Genomic DNA, 17,097 nt, shown 5'->3' with positions numbered 1-17,097 from the left:
CTTCCTGTTCACCACCCTCCCAGGAGTTTCCATGTCTCGTTCGCTGAAGGCGGTGGCCGGCGCTGCCGCCCTGCTGTGTGTCGGTCTGGCCCAGGCCCAGTCCAACGTCAACATCTACGGTCTGATGGACGCTGCCGTCGGCAGCTTCCAGATGGCCGGTGCCGACTCGACCACCAAGGTCCAGAGCGGCAACATGACCACGTCGTTCATCGGCTTCAACGGCAGCGAAGACCTGGGCAACGGCCTGAAGGTCACGTTCGCGATCGAGCACTTCCTGCAGGCCGACGCCGGCACCGCCGGCCGTTTCGTCGGTGACCGCTTCTGGGCGCGCAACGCCTACGTCGGCCTGGCCACGAACTACGGCGAGTACCAGTTCGGCCGCACGACGACGACGATGTTCGTCTCGACGCTGATGTTCAACGCGCTGGGTGACTCGTTCGCCTTCTCGCCGAGCATCCTGCAGGTGCTGACGCCGCAGACCGGCAACCGTCCGGCCGGCGCGCAGATGCTGTCCTGGTACGGCGACACGGGCTGGGCCAACTCGGTGCTGTTCAAGAGCAAGAGCTGGAACGGCCTGAGCGTCAACATCCAGGCCAACGCCGGTGAAGACGCGGCGAACTCCTTCGGCAACAACATCGGCGGCAACGTGCTGTACATGAACGGCCCGCTGGCCGCGACGGTGTCGTACTCGAAGGTCAAGAACGACGTCATCGGCGCCCCGGCCGGCTTCGAAGACCAGGAGACCAAGCAGGTCGGCGCCTGGTACGACTTCGGCGTCGTCAAGGTCTTCGGCCAGTACACCGCGGTCGACACCACCGCGACGGTCGACACCGGCACCGACATCTGGGGCCTGGGCGCCTCGATCCCGCTGGCCGGCGGCAAGGTCCTGGCCCAGTACGGCCACGCCAAGGAAGACGGCAACGCGGTCGAGAAGACCAACAAGACCTTCACGCTGGGCTACGACTACAACCTGTCCAAGCGCACCGACGTCTACGCGATCTACATGCAAGACAAGGTGACCGGCGCCGACACCGGCGACACCTTCGCCGTCGGCATCCGCCACAAGTTCTAAAACCCTGGCGGGGGCGCCCGCCACGGTACCTCAGCTTCAGCGGCACCCTCGGGTGCCGCTTTTTTTCGCCCGCGCGAACAACGAAAAGGCCACCGTGCGCGAACCACGGTGGCCTTTGCATTTGTCCCCCTGGGGACAGACCGCCGCAGGCGGTCAGGGCCGCCCGAACAAAGAAAAGGCCACCGTGCGCGAACCACGGTGGCCATTGCATTTGTCCCCCCTGGGGACAGACCGCCGCAGGCGGTCAGGGGAGCGGCGGTGTTAACGCGCCTGACCGGATCCGGGTCTCCCGGTCCGGTCAGGTAACCCCCCTGGGGGGTGGTCGCCAGGCGACCGGGGGCTCACTTTCCAGTCGGAACCTTACCCTCGACGCCCTTGACGAAGAAGTTGATGCCGCCCAGGAACTGGTCGTCGGCCACCTCGCCGGCCTTCAGCACTTCCTTGCCGGCGTTGGTGACGATCGGGCCCTTCCAGATCGCGAAGCTGCCGTCCTTCAGGCCGGCCTTGACTTCGTCGATCTTGGTCTTGGTCTCGGCCGGCACCTTGTCGCTGATCGAGACGATGTCGATCGCGCCTTCCTTGACGCCCCACCAGGTGGCGCTGCCGCCGGTCCAGGTGCCTTCCAGCGCTTCCTTGGTGGCCTTGATGTAGTACGGCGACCAGTCGATGATCGCCGAGGCCAGGTGCGCTTCCGGCGCGTAGGCCGGCATGTCGCTGTCCCAGCCGAAGGCGAACTTCTTGTTCTTCGCGGCGGTCTGCAGCACGGCCGACGAGTCGGTGTTCTGGAACAGGATGTCGGCGCCGCCGTTGATCAGGCTTTGCGCGGCTTCGGTCTCCTTGGGCGGGTTGAACCACTCGTTGACCCAGACCACCTTGGTCTTGATCTTCGGGTTCACGCTCTGCGCACCCAGCGTGAAGCTGTTGATGTTGCGGATGACCTCGGGGATGGGGATCGAGCCGACGACGCCCAGCGTGTTGCTCTTGGTCATCGAGCCGGCGATCACGCCGGCCATGTACGCGCCCTCGTAGGTGCGGCTGTCGTAGGTGCGGATGTTCTCGCCCTGCTTGTAGCCGGTGGCGTGCTCGAACTTCACGTCCTTGGCGTCGGCGGCGACCTTCTGGATCGGCTCCATGTAGCCGAAGGTCGTGCCGAAGACCAGCTTGTTGCCCTGGCCGATCAGGTCGCGGAACACACGCTCGGCGTCGGCGGCCTCGGGCACCTTCTCGACGAAGGTGGTGACGATCTTGTCGCCGAACTCGGCTTCGAGCTTCTTGCGCGCGTTGTCGTGGGCGAAGGTCCAGCCGCCGTCACCCACCGGGCCGACGTAGGCGAACGCGATCTTCAGCGGTTCGGGCTTGGCCGCAGCGGCCGAGGCCGGCGCCGACGCCGGTTCGGCCGTCGGTTGCGCCGCTTCTTCCTTCTTGCCGCAGCCGACGAGGGCGGCGGCCGCCGCGAGCGTGGACCAGCCGGCCAGCTTCAGCAGCGAGCGCTTCGATTCGAAAGACATCGGTCTTTTCTCCAGGGGGTGACGAAAGCAGAAATTATTGGCCCGGCTCACGAACCGGGGAAGAACGGTTTGCCGAGCGAGGCCGGCATGTTGATCCGGATCCACGCCGGATTGCGGGAAATCAGCACCAGCACGACGATCGTCGCGACGTAGGGCAGCATGCTGAGGAACTGGCTCGGGATCTCGACGCCCTGACTCTGCAGGTGGAACTGCAGCATCGTGACGCCGCCGAACAGGTAGGCCCCAAGCAGCACTCGTGCCGGGCGCCAGGTCGCGAAGGTCGTCAGCGCCAGCGCGATCCAGCCCTTGCCGGCGACCATGCCCTCGACCCACAGCGGCGTGTAGATCACCGACAGGTAGGCCCCGGCCAGCCCGCACAGCGCGCCGCCGGCGACCACGGCCGCCAGGCGGATCTTGCGCACCGGATAACCCAGCGCGTGCGCCGACTCGGGCGACTCGCCGACCGCACGCAGCACCAGACCGGCGCGCGAGCGGTAGAGGAACCAGGCCAGCGCCACGGCCAGCGCGATCGCCAGGTAGACCATCGGGTGCTGGCGGAAGAGGGCCGGGCCGACGAACGGGATGTCCGACAGGAAGGGCACGGCGAACGAGGGCCGCTCGCCGAGCTTGCCCTGCACGTAGCCGATGCCGACGAAGGCCGAGAAGCCGGCGCCGAACAGGCTCAGCGCCAGGCCGCTGGCGTACTGGTTGGTGTTCAGCCAGATGACCAGCAGGCCGAACAGCGCCGACAGCAGCGCCCCGGCGCCGATGCCGGCGGCGAAGCCCAGCCAGTCGCTGCCGGTGTGCATCGCGGTGGCGAAGCCGGCGATCGCGGCGACCAGCATCAGGCCTTCGGCGCCGAGGTTGACGATGCCGGCTCGTTCGTTGATCAGCAGGCCCAGCGCGGCGATGGCCAGCACCGTGCCGGCGTTCAGCGTCGCCGCGATCAGCAGGGGGAGGGTGGTGAGGTCCATCGCGGTCTCAGGCCTTGGCGCGCGCCGCGTGCCACCAGCGCACGCGGTAGTGGATCAGCGTGTCGCAGGCCAGCAGCGTGAACAGCAGCAGGCCCTGGAAGACGCCGGTCAGCGACTTGGGCAGGCCCAGGCGCGACTGCGCGAGTTCGCCGCCGATGTAGAACATGCTCATCAGGATCCCGGAGAAGACGATGCCCACCGGGTGCAGGCGGCCGACGAAGGCGACGATGATCGCGCCGAAGCCGTAGCCGGCCGGCACGTACGGCGTCAGCTGGCCCAGCGGCCCGGCCGCCTCCAGCCCGCCGGCCAGCCCCGCCATGCCGCCGGACAGCAGCAGCGAGGTCCACAGCGCGCTGCGCGACGAGAAGCCGGCGTAACGCGCCGCCGCCGGTGCCAGGCCGCCGACCTGCAGCTGGAAGCCCCGGTAGGTGCGGAACATGAACGCCCAGAAGCCGACCACCGCGACCAGCGCGATGACGACGCCGATGTTGGCGCGCAGGCCGTCGACGAGGCGCGGGATCTTGGTCAGCGCGTCGAAGGTGATGGTCTGCGGGAAGTTGTAGCCGTTCGGGTCCTTCCAGGGGCCGTAGACCAGCCAGCCGAGGATCATCTCGGCGACGTAGACCAGCATCAGGCTGACGAGGATCTCGTTGGCGTGGAAACGGTCGCGCAGCGCGGCGACGACGCCGGCCCAGACCATGCCGCCCAGCACGCCGGCGAACAGGATCACGACGACGATGCCGCGGCCCATCCAGGCCAGCGCCGGCGCCTGCATCGCCACCCAGCCGGCGGCCAGCGCGCCGATGACGAACTGGCCCTCGGCGCCGATGTTCCAGACGTTGGAGCGGTAGCAGACCGCCAGCCCCAGCGCGATCAGGATCAGCGGCGTCGCCTTGACGCTCAGCTCCGACAGCGCGTAGAGGTTCTTCACCGGCTCGACGAAAAACACCTGCAGGCCGCGCACCGGGTCCTTGCCGAGCAGGACGAAGAGCACCACGCCGATCAGCACCGTGATCGCCAGCGCCAGCAGCGGCGAGGCGATCGACATCCACTTCGACGGCTCGGGCCGTGCCTCGAGCTTCAACATCAGGCCGTCTCCCGCGGCGCCCACAGGCCGCTCATCCATTCGCCGATCTTCTCGATCGTCGCCTCGGCGACGGGAATCGACGGCGACACGCGCCCCTGGGCGATGACGATCAGCCGGTCGCTGATCTCGAACAGTTCTTCCAGCTCCTCGCTGACGACGAGCAGCGCGCAGCCGGCGTCGCGCAGCTTCAGCAGCTCGCCGCGGATCAGCGCCGCGGCGCCGACGTCCACGCCCCAGGTCGGCTGGCTGACGATCAGCAGCTTCGGGTCGGCGTCGATCTCGCGGCCGACGATGAACTTCTGCAGGTTGCCGCCGGACAGGCTCTTGGCCGCCGCGCCCGGGCCGCCGGCCTTGACGTTGAAGCGCTGGATGATCGAGTCGGCCAGCGCCGTGACACGCGCGCTCGGGATCCAGCCGCCACGCGACACCGTCTCGGTGCGCGTCAGCAGCGTGTTCTGCGCCAGGCTCAGCGTCGGCACCGCGCCGCGGCCCAGGCGTTCCTCGGGCACGAAGTGCAGGCCCTCGTGGCGGCGCTTGCGCGCGCCGTGGTGGGCGATGTCGCGGCCGAACAGGCGGATGCTGCCGTGCGGCGCGCGCCGGTCCTCGCCGGACAGCGCGGCCATCAGCTCCTGCTGGCCGTTGCCCGAGACGCCGGCGACACCGACGATCTCGCCGGCGCGCACGTCGAAGCCGATGTCCTTCAGGTCGACGCCGAACTGGTCCTCGCGCGCCAGCGACAGGCCCTTCACCGCGAGCACGACGTCGCCCGCCGGGCGCGTGCCGTGCTGCAGCTGCGGCGGCTCGGCGCCGATCATCAGCCGCGACAGGCTGGCGTTGCTCTCCAGCGTCGGGTCGACCTCGCCGGTGACCTTGCCGCCGCGCAGCACCGTGCAGTGGTGGCACAGCGAGCGGATCTCGTCGAGCTTGTGGCTGATGTAGAGGATGCTGGTGCCGCGCTCGGCGAGCTGGCGCAGCGTGACGAAGAGCTTGTCGACGGCCTGCGGCGTCAGCACCGAGGTCGGCTCGTCGAGGATCAGGAGCTGCGGGTCGGTCAGCAGCGCGCGCACGATCTCCACGCGCTGGCGCTCGCCGACCGACAGCGTGTGCACCGGGCGCAGCGGGTCGACGTCCAGGCCGTAGGTGTGCGCGACCTCGGTGATGCGGCGCGTCACCTCGGGCAGCTTCATCGCCTTGTCCAGGCCGAGCCAGACGTTCTCGGCGGCGGTCAGCGTGTCGAACAGCGAGAAGTGCTGGTAGACCATGCTGATGCCCAGCGCACGCGCTTCGGCGGGGCTCTTCACCGTCACCGGCCGGCCGTTCCAGCGGATCGTGCCGGCGTCGGGCTGCACGGCGCCGTAGATCACCTTCATCAGCGTCGACTTGCCGGCGCCGTTCTCGCCGAGCACGGCGTGGATCTCGCCCGGCTTGACGCGCAGGCCGACGCCGTCGTTGGCGCGCACCGCGGGGTATTGCTTGGTGATGCCGTCGAGTTCGAGGCGGTACATGGACTCAGGAGTGCCGCGAACGGACGTCGGCGCCGTCGGCGTGTTGGGGGTCTCGTGGATCGGGACGGGTCGCAAGCGCCGTGCCAATGTCGACATTTTGAAGCATGCGGCCGCGTTCGAAACGCGGCACGCCGGCCACCCAGGCGGCGGCGACGTTGCGCTCGTCGGCCAGCGTCATCCAGGCGAAGACACGCGCGTGCAGGTCCTGCGCCGGCAGCGTGGCCACCGCGCCGCGTGCCACCGCGTCGCGGTGCAGCGCGGCGGCGCCGTGCGCCCAGTCCCAGGCGACGACGTCGGCCGTCGCGCCGACGTCGAAGTGGCCGATCTCGGCGCCCAGGCCCAGCGCCTCGGCGGCGCCGCGTGTGGCGGCGTGCAGCGCGCACCAGGCGGTCAGCCGCGTGCCGCGCAGCGCCTGCACCTTGTAGCCCTCGGCCAGCGTGCGCTGCATCGACAGGCTGGTGCCGCCGCCGACGTCGGTGGCGATCGACACCTTGTGGCCGTGGGCCATCGCGGCCTGCCAGTCGAACAGGCCGCTGCCGAGGAACAGGTTGCTCGTCGGGCAGAACGCGATCTGCGCGCCGGTGGCGGCGAGCAGGCGGCGGTCCTCGTCGTCGAGCCAGATGCCGTGCGCCAGCACCGAGCGCGGCCCCAGCAGGCCGTGGCGGTGGTAGACGTCGAGGTAGCTGCGCGCCTCGGGGAACAGGCGCGCGACCTCGGCGACCTCGTCGCGGTTCTCGGCGACGTGGGTCTGCAGGTACAGGCCCTCGTGGCGTGCCAGCAGGCGGCCGGCCATCGCCAGCTGCTCCGGCGTGCTGGTGATCGCGAAACGCACCGTCACCGCGTAGGCGTTGCGGCCCTCGCCGTGCCAACGTGCGATCAGCGTCTCGCAGTCGCGTTCGGCGCCGGCGACGTCGTCGGTCAGCGCCGGCGGCGCGCCGCGGTCCATCAGCACCTTGCCGGCAACGAGGCGCATGCCGCGTGCGCTGGCGGCGGCGAACAGCGCCTCGGCCGAGGCGGCGTGCACCGTCGGGAAGACGACGGCGCTGGTCGTGCCGTGCGCCAGCAGCGCGTCCAGGAACAGCCCGGCGCCGGCGGCGGCGACCTCGGGGTCGGCGAAACGCTGCTCGGCCGGGAAGGTGTAGGTGTCCAGCCAGTGCAGCAGCCCTGGGCTCCAGCTCGCGATGACGTCGAGCTGCGGGCAGTGCACGTGGGTGTCGATGAAGCCGGGCATCAGCAGCCGGCCGCTGTGCTCCTCGCGCCGCCAGTCCTCGCCGGGCGGCTCGCGGCCGGGCAGGGTGCCGGCGATGCGGCCGTGCTCGATCAGCAGCCAGTGGTCGGGGCGCCAGCGCACGCCGTGCAGCGCCGGGTCGCCCCAGGCCGGCGTGGCCTCGAAGTCCAGCAGGTCGCCGTGCAGCGCGAGTTTGTTCACCGGGCACTCCGTTCCGTGCTGGTGCACCGGGGCAGGCCCGCGGATTGCATGCAAAACAGCGCGCAAGCAGGCACGCGCATGCCGAGGGCAGCGCGCAGGTCGACCTCGAGGGCGCTGCGTTCGGGCTTCACGGTGGTGGTGATGACGCGCCGGCCCTGTGCACCGGGCCGCGTCGCGGGTGGCGATATTCTGCCCGTGCTGCACGCCCGTGCCGCTTGCGCTGTACCGTGGTCCCACCGCATCCGATGCCTTGCCGATGAGCGAACCCCGTCCGATCCGCGTTTTCCACCGCCAGCGCATCGTCGAGATCGCCGACGCGCCGGCCACCCTCAGCGTGCTGGAGTGGCTGCGCCAGGAGCAGCGCCTGGTCGGCACCAAGGAGGGCTGCGCCGAAGGCGATTGCGGCGCCTGCACCGTGGTCATCGGCGAGCTGGGTGAGGACGGCCGGCTGAAGCTCGAGACCGTCAACGCCTGCATCCGCTTCCTGCCGACGTTGGACGGGCGCGCGCTGTTCACCGTCGAGGACGTCGCGCCTGGCGGCGTGCTGCATCCGGTGCAGCAGGCGCTGGTGGCGCACCACGGGTCGCAGTGCGGCTTCTGCACGCCGGGCTTCGTGATGTCCTTGTGGGCGGCCTACGAGCGCCACCAGGCCGCCGGCACGCGGCCGACACGCCAGGAGCTGGCCGACGAGCTGGCGGGCAACCTCTGCCGCTGCACCGGCTACCGGCCGATCCTCGACGCCGGGCTGGCGATGTTCGACGCGCCGCCGCTGCGCCTGGACACGGCGCCGGTCGTCGCCGCGCTGCAGCAGATGCGCGCGGCGCCGCCGCTGCACACCGCCTCGGGCTTCCACGCGCCGCGCAGTGTCGACGAGCTCGCCGCGCTGCACGAAGCGCGGCCCGACGCGCGCCTGCTCGGCGGCGGCACCGACATCGGTCTGTGGGTGACCAAGCAATTGCGGCTGCTGCCCGAGCTGATCTGGACCGGCGACGTGGCAGAGCTGCGCCGCGTCGAACGGCGCGAGGACACGCTCGTCATCGGCGCCGCGGCGTCGCTCGAAGACGCCTGGGCCGCGCTCGCCGCCGAGCATCCGCAGCTGGCCGAACTGTGGCGGCGCTTCGCGTCGCCGCCGGTGCGCCACGCCGGCACGATGGGCGGCAACGTCGCCAACGGCTCGCCGATCGGCGACTCGGCGCCGGTGCTGCTGGCACTCGACGCGCGCCTCGTGCTGCGCCGCGGCGAACGTGTGCGCGAGCTGGCGCTGGCCGACTTCTACGTCGACTACCTGAAGAACCGGCTCGAACCGGGCGAGTTCGTGCAGGCCATCGTCGTGCCGCACGCCGCGCCGGGCACCGTCGTGCGTGGCTGGAAGATCTCCAAGCGCCACGACTCGGACATCTCGGCCGTCTGTGCCGCTTTCGCCTTGCGTCTGGACGGCGACCGCGTGCAGCAGGTGCGCCTGGCCTACGGCGGGATGGCGGCGACGGTCAAACGCGCCGCGGCCGGCGAGGCGGCATTGCAAGGCCGACGCTGGGACGAAACCGCGCTGCGCGCCGCGCAGGCGGCGCTCGACGCCGACTACACGCCGCTGAGCGATTTGCGCGCCAGCGCGGCCTACCGCATGCAGGTCGCGAAGAACCTGCTCGAACGGCTCTGGCTCGAAACCCGGCCCGACGCGCCGTTGCCTGCGGCAGCGCTGGACGTCTGGCAGCGTGAGGTGCAAGTTTGAACGCGCCGGCGCATCCGTTGCCCGCGACGGCCGTCGTCGGCCGTTCGCGCCCGCACGAGTCGGCTGAGGCGCACGTCGCCGGCAGCGCGCCCTACACCGACGACCTGCCGGAGCTCGCCGGCACGCTGCACGCCGCGCTGGGCCTGTCGCCGGTGGCGCACGGCGTGCTGCGCAGCGTCGACCTGGCGCGTGTGCGCGCCGTGCCGGGGGTCGTCGACGCCTTCTGCGCCGACGCCATCCCCGGCGAGAACCAGTGCGGCTCGCTGGTCAAGGACGAGCCCATCCTCGCCGGCGGCCCAGGTGCCACGCTGCGCCACCTGGGCCAGCCGGTCTACGCCGTCGTCGCGACGACACGCGAAGCGGCGCGGCGCGCGGCGGCGCTGGCCAGGGAGGTCATCAGCTTCGATGCGCTGCCGCCGGTGCTGGACGCGATGCAGGCCCATGCCGCCGGCCAGCACGTCGTGCCGCCGATGCGGCTGGCGCGCGGCGACGCGGCGGCTGCCTTGGCCGCGGCGCCGCACCGTGTCGAACTCGACTTCGGCGTCGGTGGCCAGGAGCACTTCTACCTCGAAGGCCAGATCGCCTACGCCCAGCCGCAGGAGCAGGGCGGCATGAAAGTGCTGTGCTCGACGCAGCACCCGAGCGAGATGCAGCACCTGGTCGCGCACGCGCTGCACCGGCCGTCGCATGCGGTGCAGGTCGAGTGCCGGCGCATGGGTGGCGGCTTCGGCGGCAAGGAGTCGCAGTCGGCGCTGCCGGCCTGCGTCGCCGCGGTGGCGGCGGTGCGTACCGGCCGGCCGGTGAAGCTGCGGCTGGACCGTGACGACGACTTCCTCGTCACCGGGCGGCGACACGGCTTCCGCTACCAGCTCGCGCTGGGCCATGACGACGCCGGGCGTGTGCTCGGCGCCGAGGTCACGATGGTCGCCAACGCCGGCCACTCGGCCGACCTGTCCGGGCCGGTGGTGACGCGTGCGCTGTGCCACTTCGACAACTGCTACTGGCTGCCCGACGTCGCGATGCAGGGTTACGCGGCGCGCACCAACACCCAGAGCAACACCGCCTTCCGAGGTTTCGGCGGGCCGCAGGGCGCGTTCGCGATCGAGTACGCGCTGGACAGCGTCGCACGCCGCCTGGGCCGCGACGCGCTGGACGTTCGCCGCGCCAACTTCTACGGCGTCGGTGAACGTGACTTGACGCCTTACGGCCAGCGGGTCGAGGACAACATCGTCGCGCCGCTGGTCGACGAGCTGGCCGCCAGCAGCGGCTACGCCGCGCGCCGCGAGGCCGTCGCCGCCTTCAACGCCGCCAGCCCGGTGCTGAAGAAGGGGCTGGCGCTGACGCCGCTGAAGTTCGGCATCTCGTTCAATGTCGTGCACCTGAACCAGGCCGGTGCGCTGGTGCACGTCTACCTCGACGGCTCGGTGCTGGTGAACCACGGCGGCACCGAGATGGGCCAGGGGCTGAACACCAAGGTCGCCCAGGTCGTCGCGCACGAGCTCGGCCTGCCGTTCGAGGCGGTGCGCGTGACCGCCACCGACACGCAGAAGGTCGCCAACACCTCGGCCACCGCGGCCTCGACCGGCAGCGATCTCAACGGCAAGGCGGCGCAGGACGCCGCGCGCCGTATCCGCGAGCGGCTGGTGGCCTTCGCCGCGCGGCGCTGGGGCGTCGCCGCCGAGGACGTGAGCTTCGCCGACGGCCGCGTGTTGGCCGGCGGCCATTCGATGTCCTTCGCCGAACTCTGCAACGCCGCCTACCTGGAGCGGGTGCAGCTCTGGAGCGAAGGCTTCTACGCCACGCCCGGCCTGTCCTGGGACCGCCAGACGATGAGCGGCAAACCCTTCTACTACTTCGCCTGGGGTGCCGCCTGCAGCGAGGTGCTGGTCGACACGCTGACCGGCGAATGGCGGCTGCTGCGCGCCGACGTGCTGCACGACGTCGGCGCCTCGCTGAACCCGGCGCTGGACATCGGCCAGGTCGAAGGCGCCTTCGTGCAGGGCATGGGCTGGATGACGATGGAAGAGCTGGTCTGGCACCCGAAGACCGGGCGGCTGGCCACGCATTCGCCGAGCACCTACAAGATCCCGACCGCCAACGACGTGCCGCCCGAGTTCCACGTGCGCCTGTTCGGCCGGCCCAACGCGCAGGACAGCATCCACCGCAGCAAGGCCGTCGGCGAGCCGCCGCTGTTGCTGCCGTTCTCGGTGTTCTTCGCGATCCGCGACGCCGTCTCGGCGGCCGGCGGCTACCGCGTCGACCCGCCGCTGTCGGCGCCGGCCACGAGCGAAGCCATCCTCGCCGCCGTGCAGGCGGTGCGGAGCGCGCCGTGAGGCTGGCGGCGACCGCCGCCCGCTGGCGCCGCGAGCGCCGGCCGGCGGTCGTCGTCGAGCTGCGTGCGGTGCGCGGCTCGGTGCCACGCGAAGCCGGCACACGCATGCTGGTCGCGGCCGACACGACCGAAGGCACGATCGGCGGCGGGCACCTGGAGCTGAAGGCGATCGCACGAGCCCGCGCACTGCTGCGCGGCGAAGCCGTCGAGCCCGAATGGGCCGTGCCGCTGGGCCCGGCGCTGGGCCAGTGCTGCGGCGGCCATGCGACGCTGGCCTTTCTGCCGCTGTCGGACTGCCCGCCCGAGACCTGGCCGCTGCCGGCGCCGCGTTTCGTGCTCCAGCTGCACGGCGCCGGCCACGTCGGCCGCGCCATCGTGCGCGTGCTCGACGAGATCCCCTGCCGCGTGCAATGGGTCGATGAACGCGAGGACGCCTTCGACGGCGTCGAGCTGCCGCCTCAGGTGCAGGCGGTGGTGGCCGCCGCGGCCGCCGACGAGGTGGCACGCGCGCCGGCCGGCGCCTGCGTGCTGGTGATGACGCACCGCCACGACCTGGACCTGGAGATCGTGCACGCGGCGCTGGCGCGGCCGGACCTGGGTTTCGTCGGCCTGATCGGCTCGCGCACCAAGCGCGAACGTTTCCTCGCCCGCCTGGCGGCACGCGGCCATTCGGCCGAGGCGCTGGCGCGCCTGGTCTGCCCGATCGGGCTGCCGGGCATCGCCGGCAAGGAGCCGGCGGTCATCGCTGTCGCCGTCGTCGCGCAGCTGCTGGCGCGCAGCTGACCGCACAAAGAAAAAGCGGGGGCTTGAAGCCCCCGCGAATCTTCGACGTTCCTTGAGGAGGAATCAGCCGCCGGTGGCGATCTGGCGCAGCGCCGGTGCGTCGAGCACCTGGACGTTGTAGCCGGCCACCGAGATCACGCCCTGGCGGGTGAGGCTGCGCATCAGGCGCGACAGCGTCTCCGGGGTGATCGCGAGTTGCGACGCGATGTCGCGCTTGCGTTCGGTCAGGCGCACCACGCCGCGCAGGCCGGCGGCGTCGGTCAGCTCGATGCGCTGCACCAGCCACGCGGCGAAACGTGCCGGCGCGTCCTTGTGCATCAGCTCGTGCGTGTTCATCTGCAGCGTCTGCACTTCACGCGCGAGGCTGGCGACGAGGTGGCGGCCGAGCGCGGGGTACCGCTCGATCAGCGCCTGGACCGCGTCACGCGGCAGCTCGACGACGACCGCTTCGGTCGTCGCACGGGCATCGAGCGCGTGGTTCTCGTGCAGCCACGCCGAGCTCTGGTCCAGCCAGGCCGGGCCGCGCACCGGACGTTCGATGTGGAAGACGCCGTCGGCGCCGCGATAGCCCAGCGCGACGTCGCCGCTCTGCACCAGCACCAGCGCGTTGGCGCCGTCGCGACGGTCGAACACGGTCGCGCCGGCGGGCACGGTGCGCACGCGGGCGATCGAGGACAGCGCGAGCTGCTCGGCGGTGGACAGCGCCGGCGTGCCGAAGAGACCTTGCCAGGTGCGCGCGTCCGGACCACGGGTCTCGGGCCGGTCGTCTTCGCGCACCGGCGCGGCGCTCGGGCGAGCCGTCGTCGTCGGACGCAATGGCGGGCGCGCTGGTCGTTCAGCCAGGGCGCCGTCGGGCATCTGGAAACTGTGTTGCATGTTGTCACCCCTACCCGGCCTACAGGCGGGTGGAGGCACTTTCCAGTACCCCTACGGGGTGCCGATTGCGCCAGATCAAGCGGCAGGCGCGGTATGAAGCCGGGCAAAACGGCATCTGCGCCAGGACAAGTGGCTTGCCCATGCTCAGGTCGGTTACGAGGCGATTCCATCGCCTGCGAGGCCGCACGCGCGTGATGCGTGCGCGCGAGGGCGCTGCGGCCGGGCTTTGCACAGCAATGCACGTCCCTGGAGAGTTTGCCCTGCGGCCGGCGATGGCCGGGCCTACAGTGCCGCCATGTCCGAGCTGCAGCGCGGCCCCGAGCCGCCGCGATCAACCGCCGATTCCCCTCCGCCCGCCGCCAGCGCACGATGGCTCGCCGCGTTGCGCTGGCTGGCCGGGCCGGCGGCGGCAGCGGCCTGCGCCTACAGCGCCGTGCACTGGGCGGACCTGTTCGCGATGCGCTGGCCGCAGCGGCATCTCTGGCTCTTCAGCGCGCGCGACACGCTGGCCTGGGAGGTCGACCTGCTGAACGCGCTCTTCGGCCTGACGCTGTATGCGCTGGCGCGTCTGGTCTTCACGCCGCTGGCGGCGGCGCTGACGGCGATCACGCTGCTGGGCACGGTGGCGGTGGTCTCCGCGCGCAAGATGCTCGAGCTGGACATGCCGCTGCTGCCCTGGGACCTGTGGTTCGTCGGCAATCTCGCCGACTTCGCGGCCTTCCTCGGCTGGTCGCTCGCGGCGGTGGCGGCGCTGGCGGCCGCAGCGGCGGCGGTGCTGCTCGTGCTGGCGTGGCGCTGGCGGCATGCCGTGTTCCGCCGCCGCCGCGGCATCGCCCGCTCGGCGGTTGCCGCCGCCGGCCTGGTCGGTGTCTGCGCCTGGGGCGTGGTGCTGCCGCCGACGCCCCGGGGCCTGTCCGGGCAGGTGCACAACATCACCTGGGACCAGGGCGCGAACTTCGCCAACTTCGGGCCGTACTACGCGTTCGCGGTCAACCTGCCGTTCATCGGCATCCCCCGGCCGGCGGCCGACGACCTGGCCGCGGCCCGGGCGCTGGATGCCGCCGCGTCGCCGGCGACGGGGCGTGGCGGTGAACGTCCCGACATCGTGCTGCTGCTGTCGGAGTCCTTCACCCGGCTGCCGGAGCAGCTCTTCGGCAAGCCCTACGGCTGCCTCGCCGCGGCACCCGAGTCGCGCCTCGTGTCACCGGCCTGGGGCGGCTTCACGGCCAACGTCGAGTTCGAGCTGCTGACCGGCTACCCCTACGCGATGCTGCCGCCGGGCTCGGTGCCGTTCCAGATGTACCTGTCGCGGCCGGTCGTGTCGGCCCTGCCGCGTGTGCTGCGCGACCGTGGCTGGCGCACCCAGGCCGTGCACACCTTCCACCGCGACTTCTTCTCCCGTCCGCAGGCCTATGCCGCGCTGGGCATCGACGACTACGCCGGCCTCGAGGACCTGCCCGGTGCGGCCCGGCGCGGACAGTACGTCGACGACCGCGTGCTCTTCGACCAGATCCTGAAGCGCCTGGACGCCCCGGGCGCCGAGCCGCGCCTCGTGCACGCCGTCTCGATGATGGCGCACCTGCCCTACGACTGGGAGGGCCGCTTCCCGCTGGAGCCGGGGCTGGCCGCGCGTCTGCCGGCCGGGCTCGACGACGACGCCCTGGCGCTGACGCAGTACGCGTCGATGCTCTACGACCACGAGCGTGCGTTCTGCGGCTTTCTGGAGCAGCTGAAGTCGCGGCCGCGGCGCACCCTCGTGCTGTTCTACGGCGACCACTATCCGTCGTTCGGCTCGCTGGCGGTCTATGAGCGCCTGAACCGGGTGCTGCACGGCGCCGACGCGCCGCTGAACCTGGAGCGCGACTTCTCCAAGCCGCCGCTGGCGCTGTTCGACAGCCGCGACGGCTTCGTGACGCTGCCCGACGAGGTGGCGGCCTACAACCTCGGCGCGCTGGTGCTGCAGCAGGCGGGGCTGGCGGCGCCGGGGCATTGGGCGATGCCGCACAAGCGCGACCGGGTGACGCTGGTGCGCCGGCTCTACGTCGCGGCCAACCAGTCGAGCGGTTCGCTGGCCGCTGCCGCGGCCGGCACGGACAGCCCGGAGCTGCGCACGCTGCGTGCACACGCCTGGCGGCACCTGTTCGGGCCGGCCGTCGCCGACGACGATCAGGCCGCCGGCAGCCGGTAGTCCTTCAGCATCTCGCGCAGCTTGTTCTTCTGCATCTTGCCGGTGGCGCCCAGCGGGATGGCGTCGACGAAGACGACGTCGTCGGGTGTCCACCACTTGGCGATCTTGCCTTCGTAGAAGGCCAGCAGCTCCTCGCGCGTCAGCTCGGCGCCGGGCTTGCGCACGACGACCAGCAGCGGGCGTTCGTCCCACTTGGGGTGTGGCACGGCGATGCAGGCGGCGATGGCCACCGCCGGGTGCGCCATCGCGATGTTCTCCAGGTCGATCGAGCCGATCCATTCGCCGCCGGACTTGATGACGTCCTTGCTGCGGTCGGTGATCTGCATGTAGCCCTCGGCGTCGATGCGTGCGACGTCGCCGGTCGGGAACCAGCCGCCGCGCAGCGGGTCGCCACCCTCGCCCTTGAAGTAGCGCGACAGCACCCAGGGCCCGCGCACCAGCAGGTCGCCCGAGGCCGCACCGCCCCAGGGCAGCTCGCGTCCGGCGGGGTCGACGATCTTCATGTCGACGCCGTAGACCGCGCGGCCCTGCTTGGCCATCACCGTGTAGCGCTCCTCGACCGGCAGCGCCAGATGCTGTGGCTTGAACGCGGCCACCGTGCCGACCGGGCTCATCTCCGTCATGCCCCAGGCGTGCAGCACGTGCACGTCGTAGTCCTGGGCGAACTTGCGCAGCATCGCCGGCGGGCAGGCCGAGCCGCCGACGACGGTGCGGCGCATCGAGCTGAACTTCAGCTTGTTCGCGTCGACGTAGGCCAGCAGCGCCTGCCAGACCGTCGGCACGCCGGCCGAGACCGTCACCTGCTCGGCCTCGAAGAGTTCATACAGCGACTTGCCGTCCAGCCCCGGGCCGGGGAAGACGAGCTTGGCGCCGGTCATGCAGGCCGCGTACGGCAGGCCCCAGGCGTTGACGTGGAACATCGGCACCACCGGCAGGATGCTGTCGTTGGCCGAGCAGTTCAGCGCGTCGGGCAGGGCGATCGCGAAGGTGTGCAGCACCGTCGAGCGGTGGCTGTAGAGCACGCCCTTGGGGTTGCCGGTGGTGCCCGAGGTGTAGCAGAGCGAGCTGGCGGTGTTCTCGTCGAACTCGGGCCAGTCGTAGCGGTCGTCCTGCGCCTCAAGCAGATCCTCGTAGCAGAGCAGGTTGGGGATCTTCGGGTCGGCCGGCATGTGCGCGCGGTCGGTCATCGCGACGAAGTGGCGGATCGTCTTCGTGCGCCCGGCCACCGCCTGCACCAGCGGCAGGAAGCTCAGGTCGAAACACAGCACCTGGTCCTCGGCGTGGTCGGCGATGTAGACGATCTGGTCGGGATGCAGGCGCGGGTTGATGGTGTGCAGCACCGAGCCGGCGCCGGAGACCGCGTAGTACAGCTCCATGTGGCGGTAGCCGTTCCAGGCCAGCGTGCCGACACGCTCGGACGGCTTGACGCCCAGCGCCGCCAGCGCGTTGGCCAGGCGGCGAGCGCGTGCCGCCATCTCGCGGTAGGTGTAGCGGTGGATGTCGCCCTCGACGCGGCGCGAGACGACCTCGCGGTCGCCGTGGTGGCGCTCGGCGTGCACCAGCAGCGAAGAGATCAGCAGCGGCTGCTGCATCATCAGGCCGTTCATTCTTGTC

12 protein-coding genes are annotated in these 17,097 nt (G+C 71.1%); 5 read left to right on the top strand and 7 right to left on the bottom strand.

Going from position 1 to position 17,097, the window contains the following annotated elements; genetic code table 11:
* The first annotated feature begins 31 nt into the window (after positions 1 to 31).
* A complete protein-coding gene (locus LOC65_RS01390) occupies positions 32 to 1,072 on the top strand; it encodes a porin (protein ID WP_164963170.1) in 1,041 nt (346 codons plus the stop codon).
* A 341-nt stretch (positions 1,073 to 1,413) separates the two neighbouring features.
* Here LOC65_RS01390 and LOC65_RS01385 read toward each other — a convergent pair whose 3' ends face one another.
* Genes LOC65_RS01385 through guaD form a run of 5 tightly spaced genes read right to left on the bottom strand, consistent with a single transcriptional unit; the run spans position 1,414 to position 7,575 of the window.
* Entirely contained in the window at positions 1,414 to 2,580 is a 1,167-nt protein-coding gene (locus LOC65_RS01385) for a BMP family ABC transporter substrate-binding protein (protein WP_230246343.1), read from the bottom strand.
* Positions 2,581 to 2,627: 47 nt separating this feature from the next.
* Entirely contained in the window at positions 2,628 to 3,554 is a 927-nt protein-coding gene (locus LOC65_RS01380) for an ABC transporter permease (RefSeq protein WP_230246342.1), read from the bottom strand.
* A 7-nt stretch (positions 3,555 to 3,561) separates the two neighbouring features.
* Complete coding sequence (locus LOC65_RS01375) at positions 3,562 to 4,641, bottom strand: ABC transporter permease (protein WP_029718500.1); 1,080 nt, start codon at positions 4,639 to 4,641, stop codon at positions 3,562 to 3,564.
* Entirely contained in the window at positions 4,641 to 6,146 is a 1,506-nt protein-coding gene (locus LOC65_RS01370) for an ABC transporter ATP-binding protein (protein ID WP_009856048.1), read from the bottom strand. Before LOC65_RS01370 ends, LOC65_RS01375 begins: the two co-directional genes overlap by 1 nt.
* 4 nt (positions 6,147 to 6,150) lie before the next feature.
* Entirely contained in the window at positions 6,151 to 7,575 is a 1,425-nt protein-coding gene (gene guaD, locus LOC65_RS01365; protein WP_230246341.1) for a guanine deaminase, read from the bottom strand.
* 256 nt (positions 7,576 to 7,831) lie between these two features.
* Between guaD and xdhA the strand changes: the two genes are divergently transcribed.
* Genes xdhA through xdhC form a run of 3 tightly spaced genes read left to right on the top strand, consistent with a single transcriptional unit; the run spans position 7,832 to position 12,419 of the window.
* Complete coding sequence (xdhA, locus tag LOC65_RS01360; protein ID WP_230246340.1) at positions 7,832 to 9,304, top strand: xanthine dehydrogenase small subunit; 1,473 nt, start codon at positions 7,832 to 7,834, stop codon at positions 9,302 to 9,304.
* Between the two features lie 17 nt (positions 9,305 to 9,321).
* Positions 9,322 to 11,637 (top strand): xanthine dehydrogenase molybdopterin binding subunit, encoded by a 2,316-nt coding sequence (gene xdhB / locus LOC65_RS01355; protein WP_230246339.1) that lies wholly within the window; start codon positions 9,322 to 9,324, stop codon positions 11,635 to 11,637.
* Complete coding sequence (gene xdhC, locus LOC65_RS01350; RefSeq protein ID WP_230246337.1) at positions 11,634 to 12,419, top strand: xanthine dehydrogenase accessory protein XdhC; 786 nt, start codon at positions 11,634 to 11,636, stop codon at positions 12,417 to 12,419. The genes xdhB and xdhC overlap by 4 nt, the downstream gene beginning before the upstream one ends.
* A gap of 63 nt (positions 12,420 to 12,482) precedes the next feature.
* Here xdhC and LOC65_RS01345 read toward each other — a convergent pair whose 3' ends face one another.
* Complete coding sequence (locus LOC65_RS01345; protein ID WP_230246335.1) at positions 12,483 to 13,295, bottom strand: Crp/Fnr family transcriptional regulator; 813 nt, start codon at positions 13,293 to 13,295, stop codon at positions 12,483 to 12,485.
* 295 nt (positions 13,296 to 13,590) lie between these two features.
* Between LOC65_RS01345 and LOC65_RS01340 the strand changes: the two genes are divergently transcribed.
* Positions 13,591 to 15,483: an LTA synthase family protein gene (locus tag LOC65_RS01340; protein WP_230246334.1), complete on the top strand. Its 1,893-nt coding sequence runs from the start codon at positions 13,591 to 13,593 to the stop codon at positions 15,481 to 15,483.
* Here the strand turns inward: LOC65_RS01340 and LOC65_RS01335 are convergent.
* Positions 15,462 to 17,090 carry a 3-(methylthio)propionyl-CoA ligase gene (locus tag LOC65_RS01335; protein ID WP_230246333.1) on the bottom strand — a complete coding sequence of 543 codons (1,629 nt, stop codon included), beginning with the start codon at positions 17,088 to 17,090 and terminating at the stop codon, positions 15,462 to 15,464. The genes LOC65_RS01340 and LOC65_RS01335 overlap by 22 nt on opposite strands.
* Between the last annotated feature and the right edge of the window lie 7 nt (positions 17,091 to 17,097).

This window comes from Rubrivivax sp. JA1055, from assembly GCF_020966565.1.
In the GTDB taxonomy this organism is placed as follows: domain Bacteria; phylum Pseudomonadota; class Gammaproteobacteria; order Burkholderiales; family Burkholderiaceae_C; genus Rubrivivax; species Rubrivivax benzoatilyticus.
The sequence above is the reverse complement of the archived record's forward strand: the minus strand, read 5'-3'. Positions and strand labels throughout refer to the sequence as shown.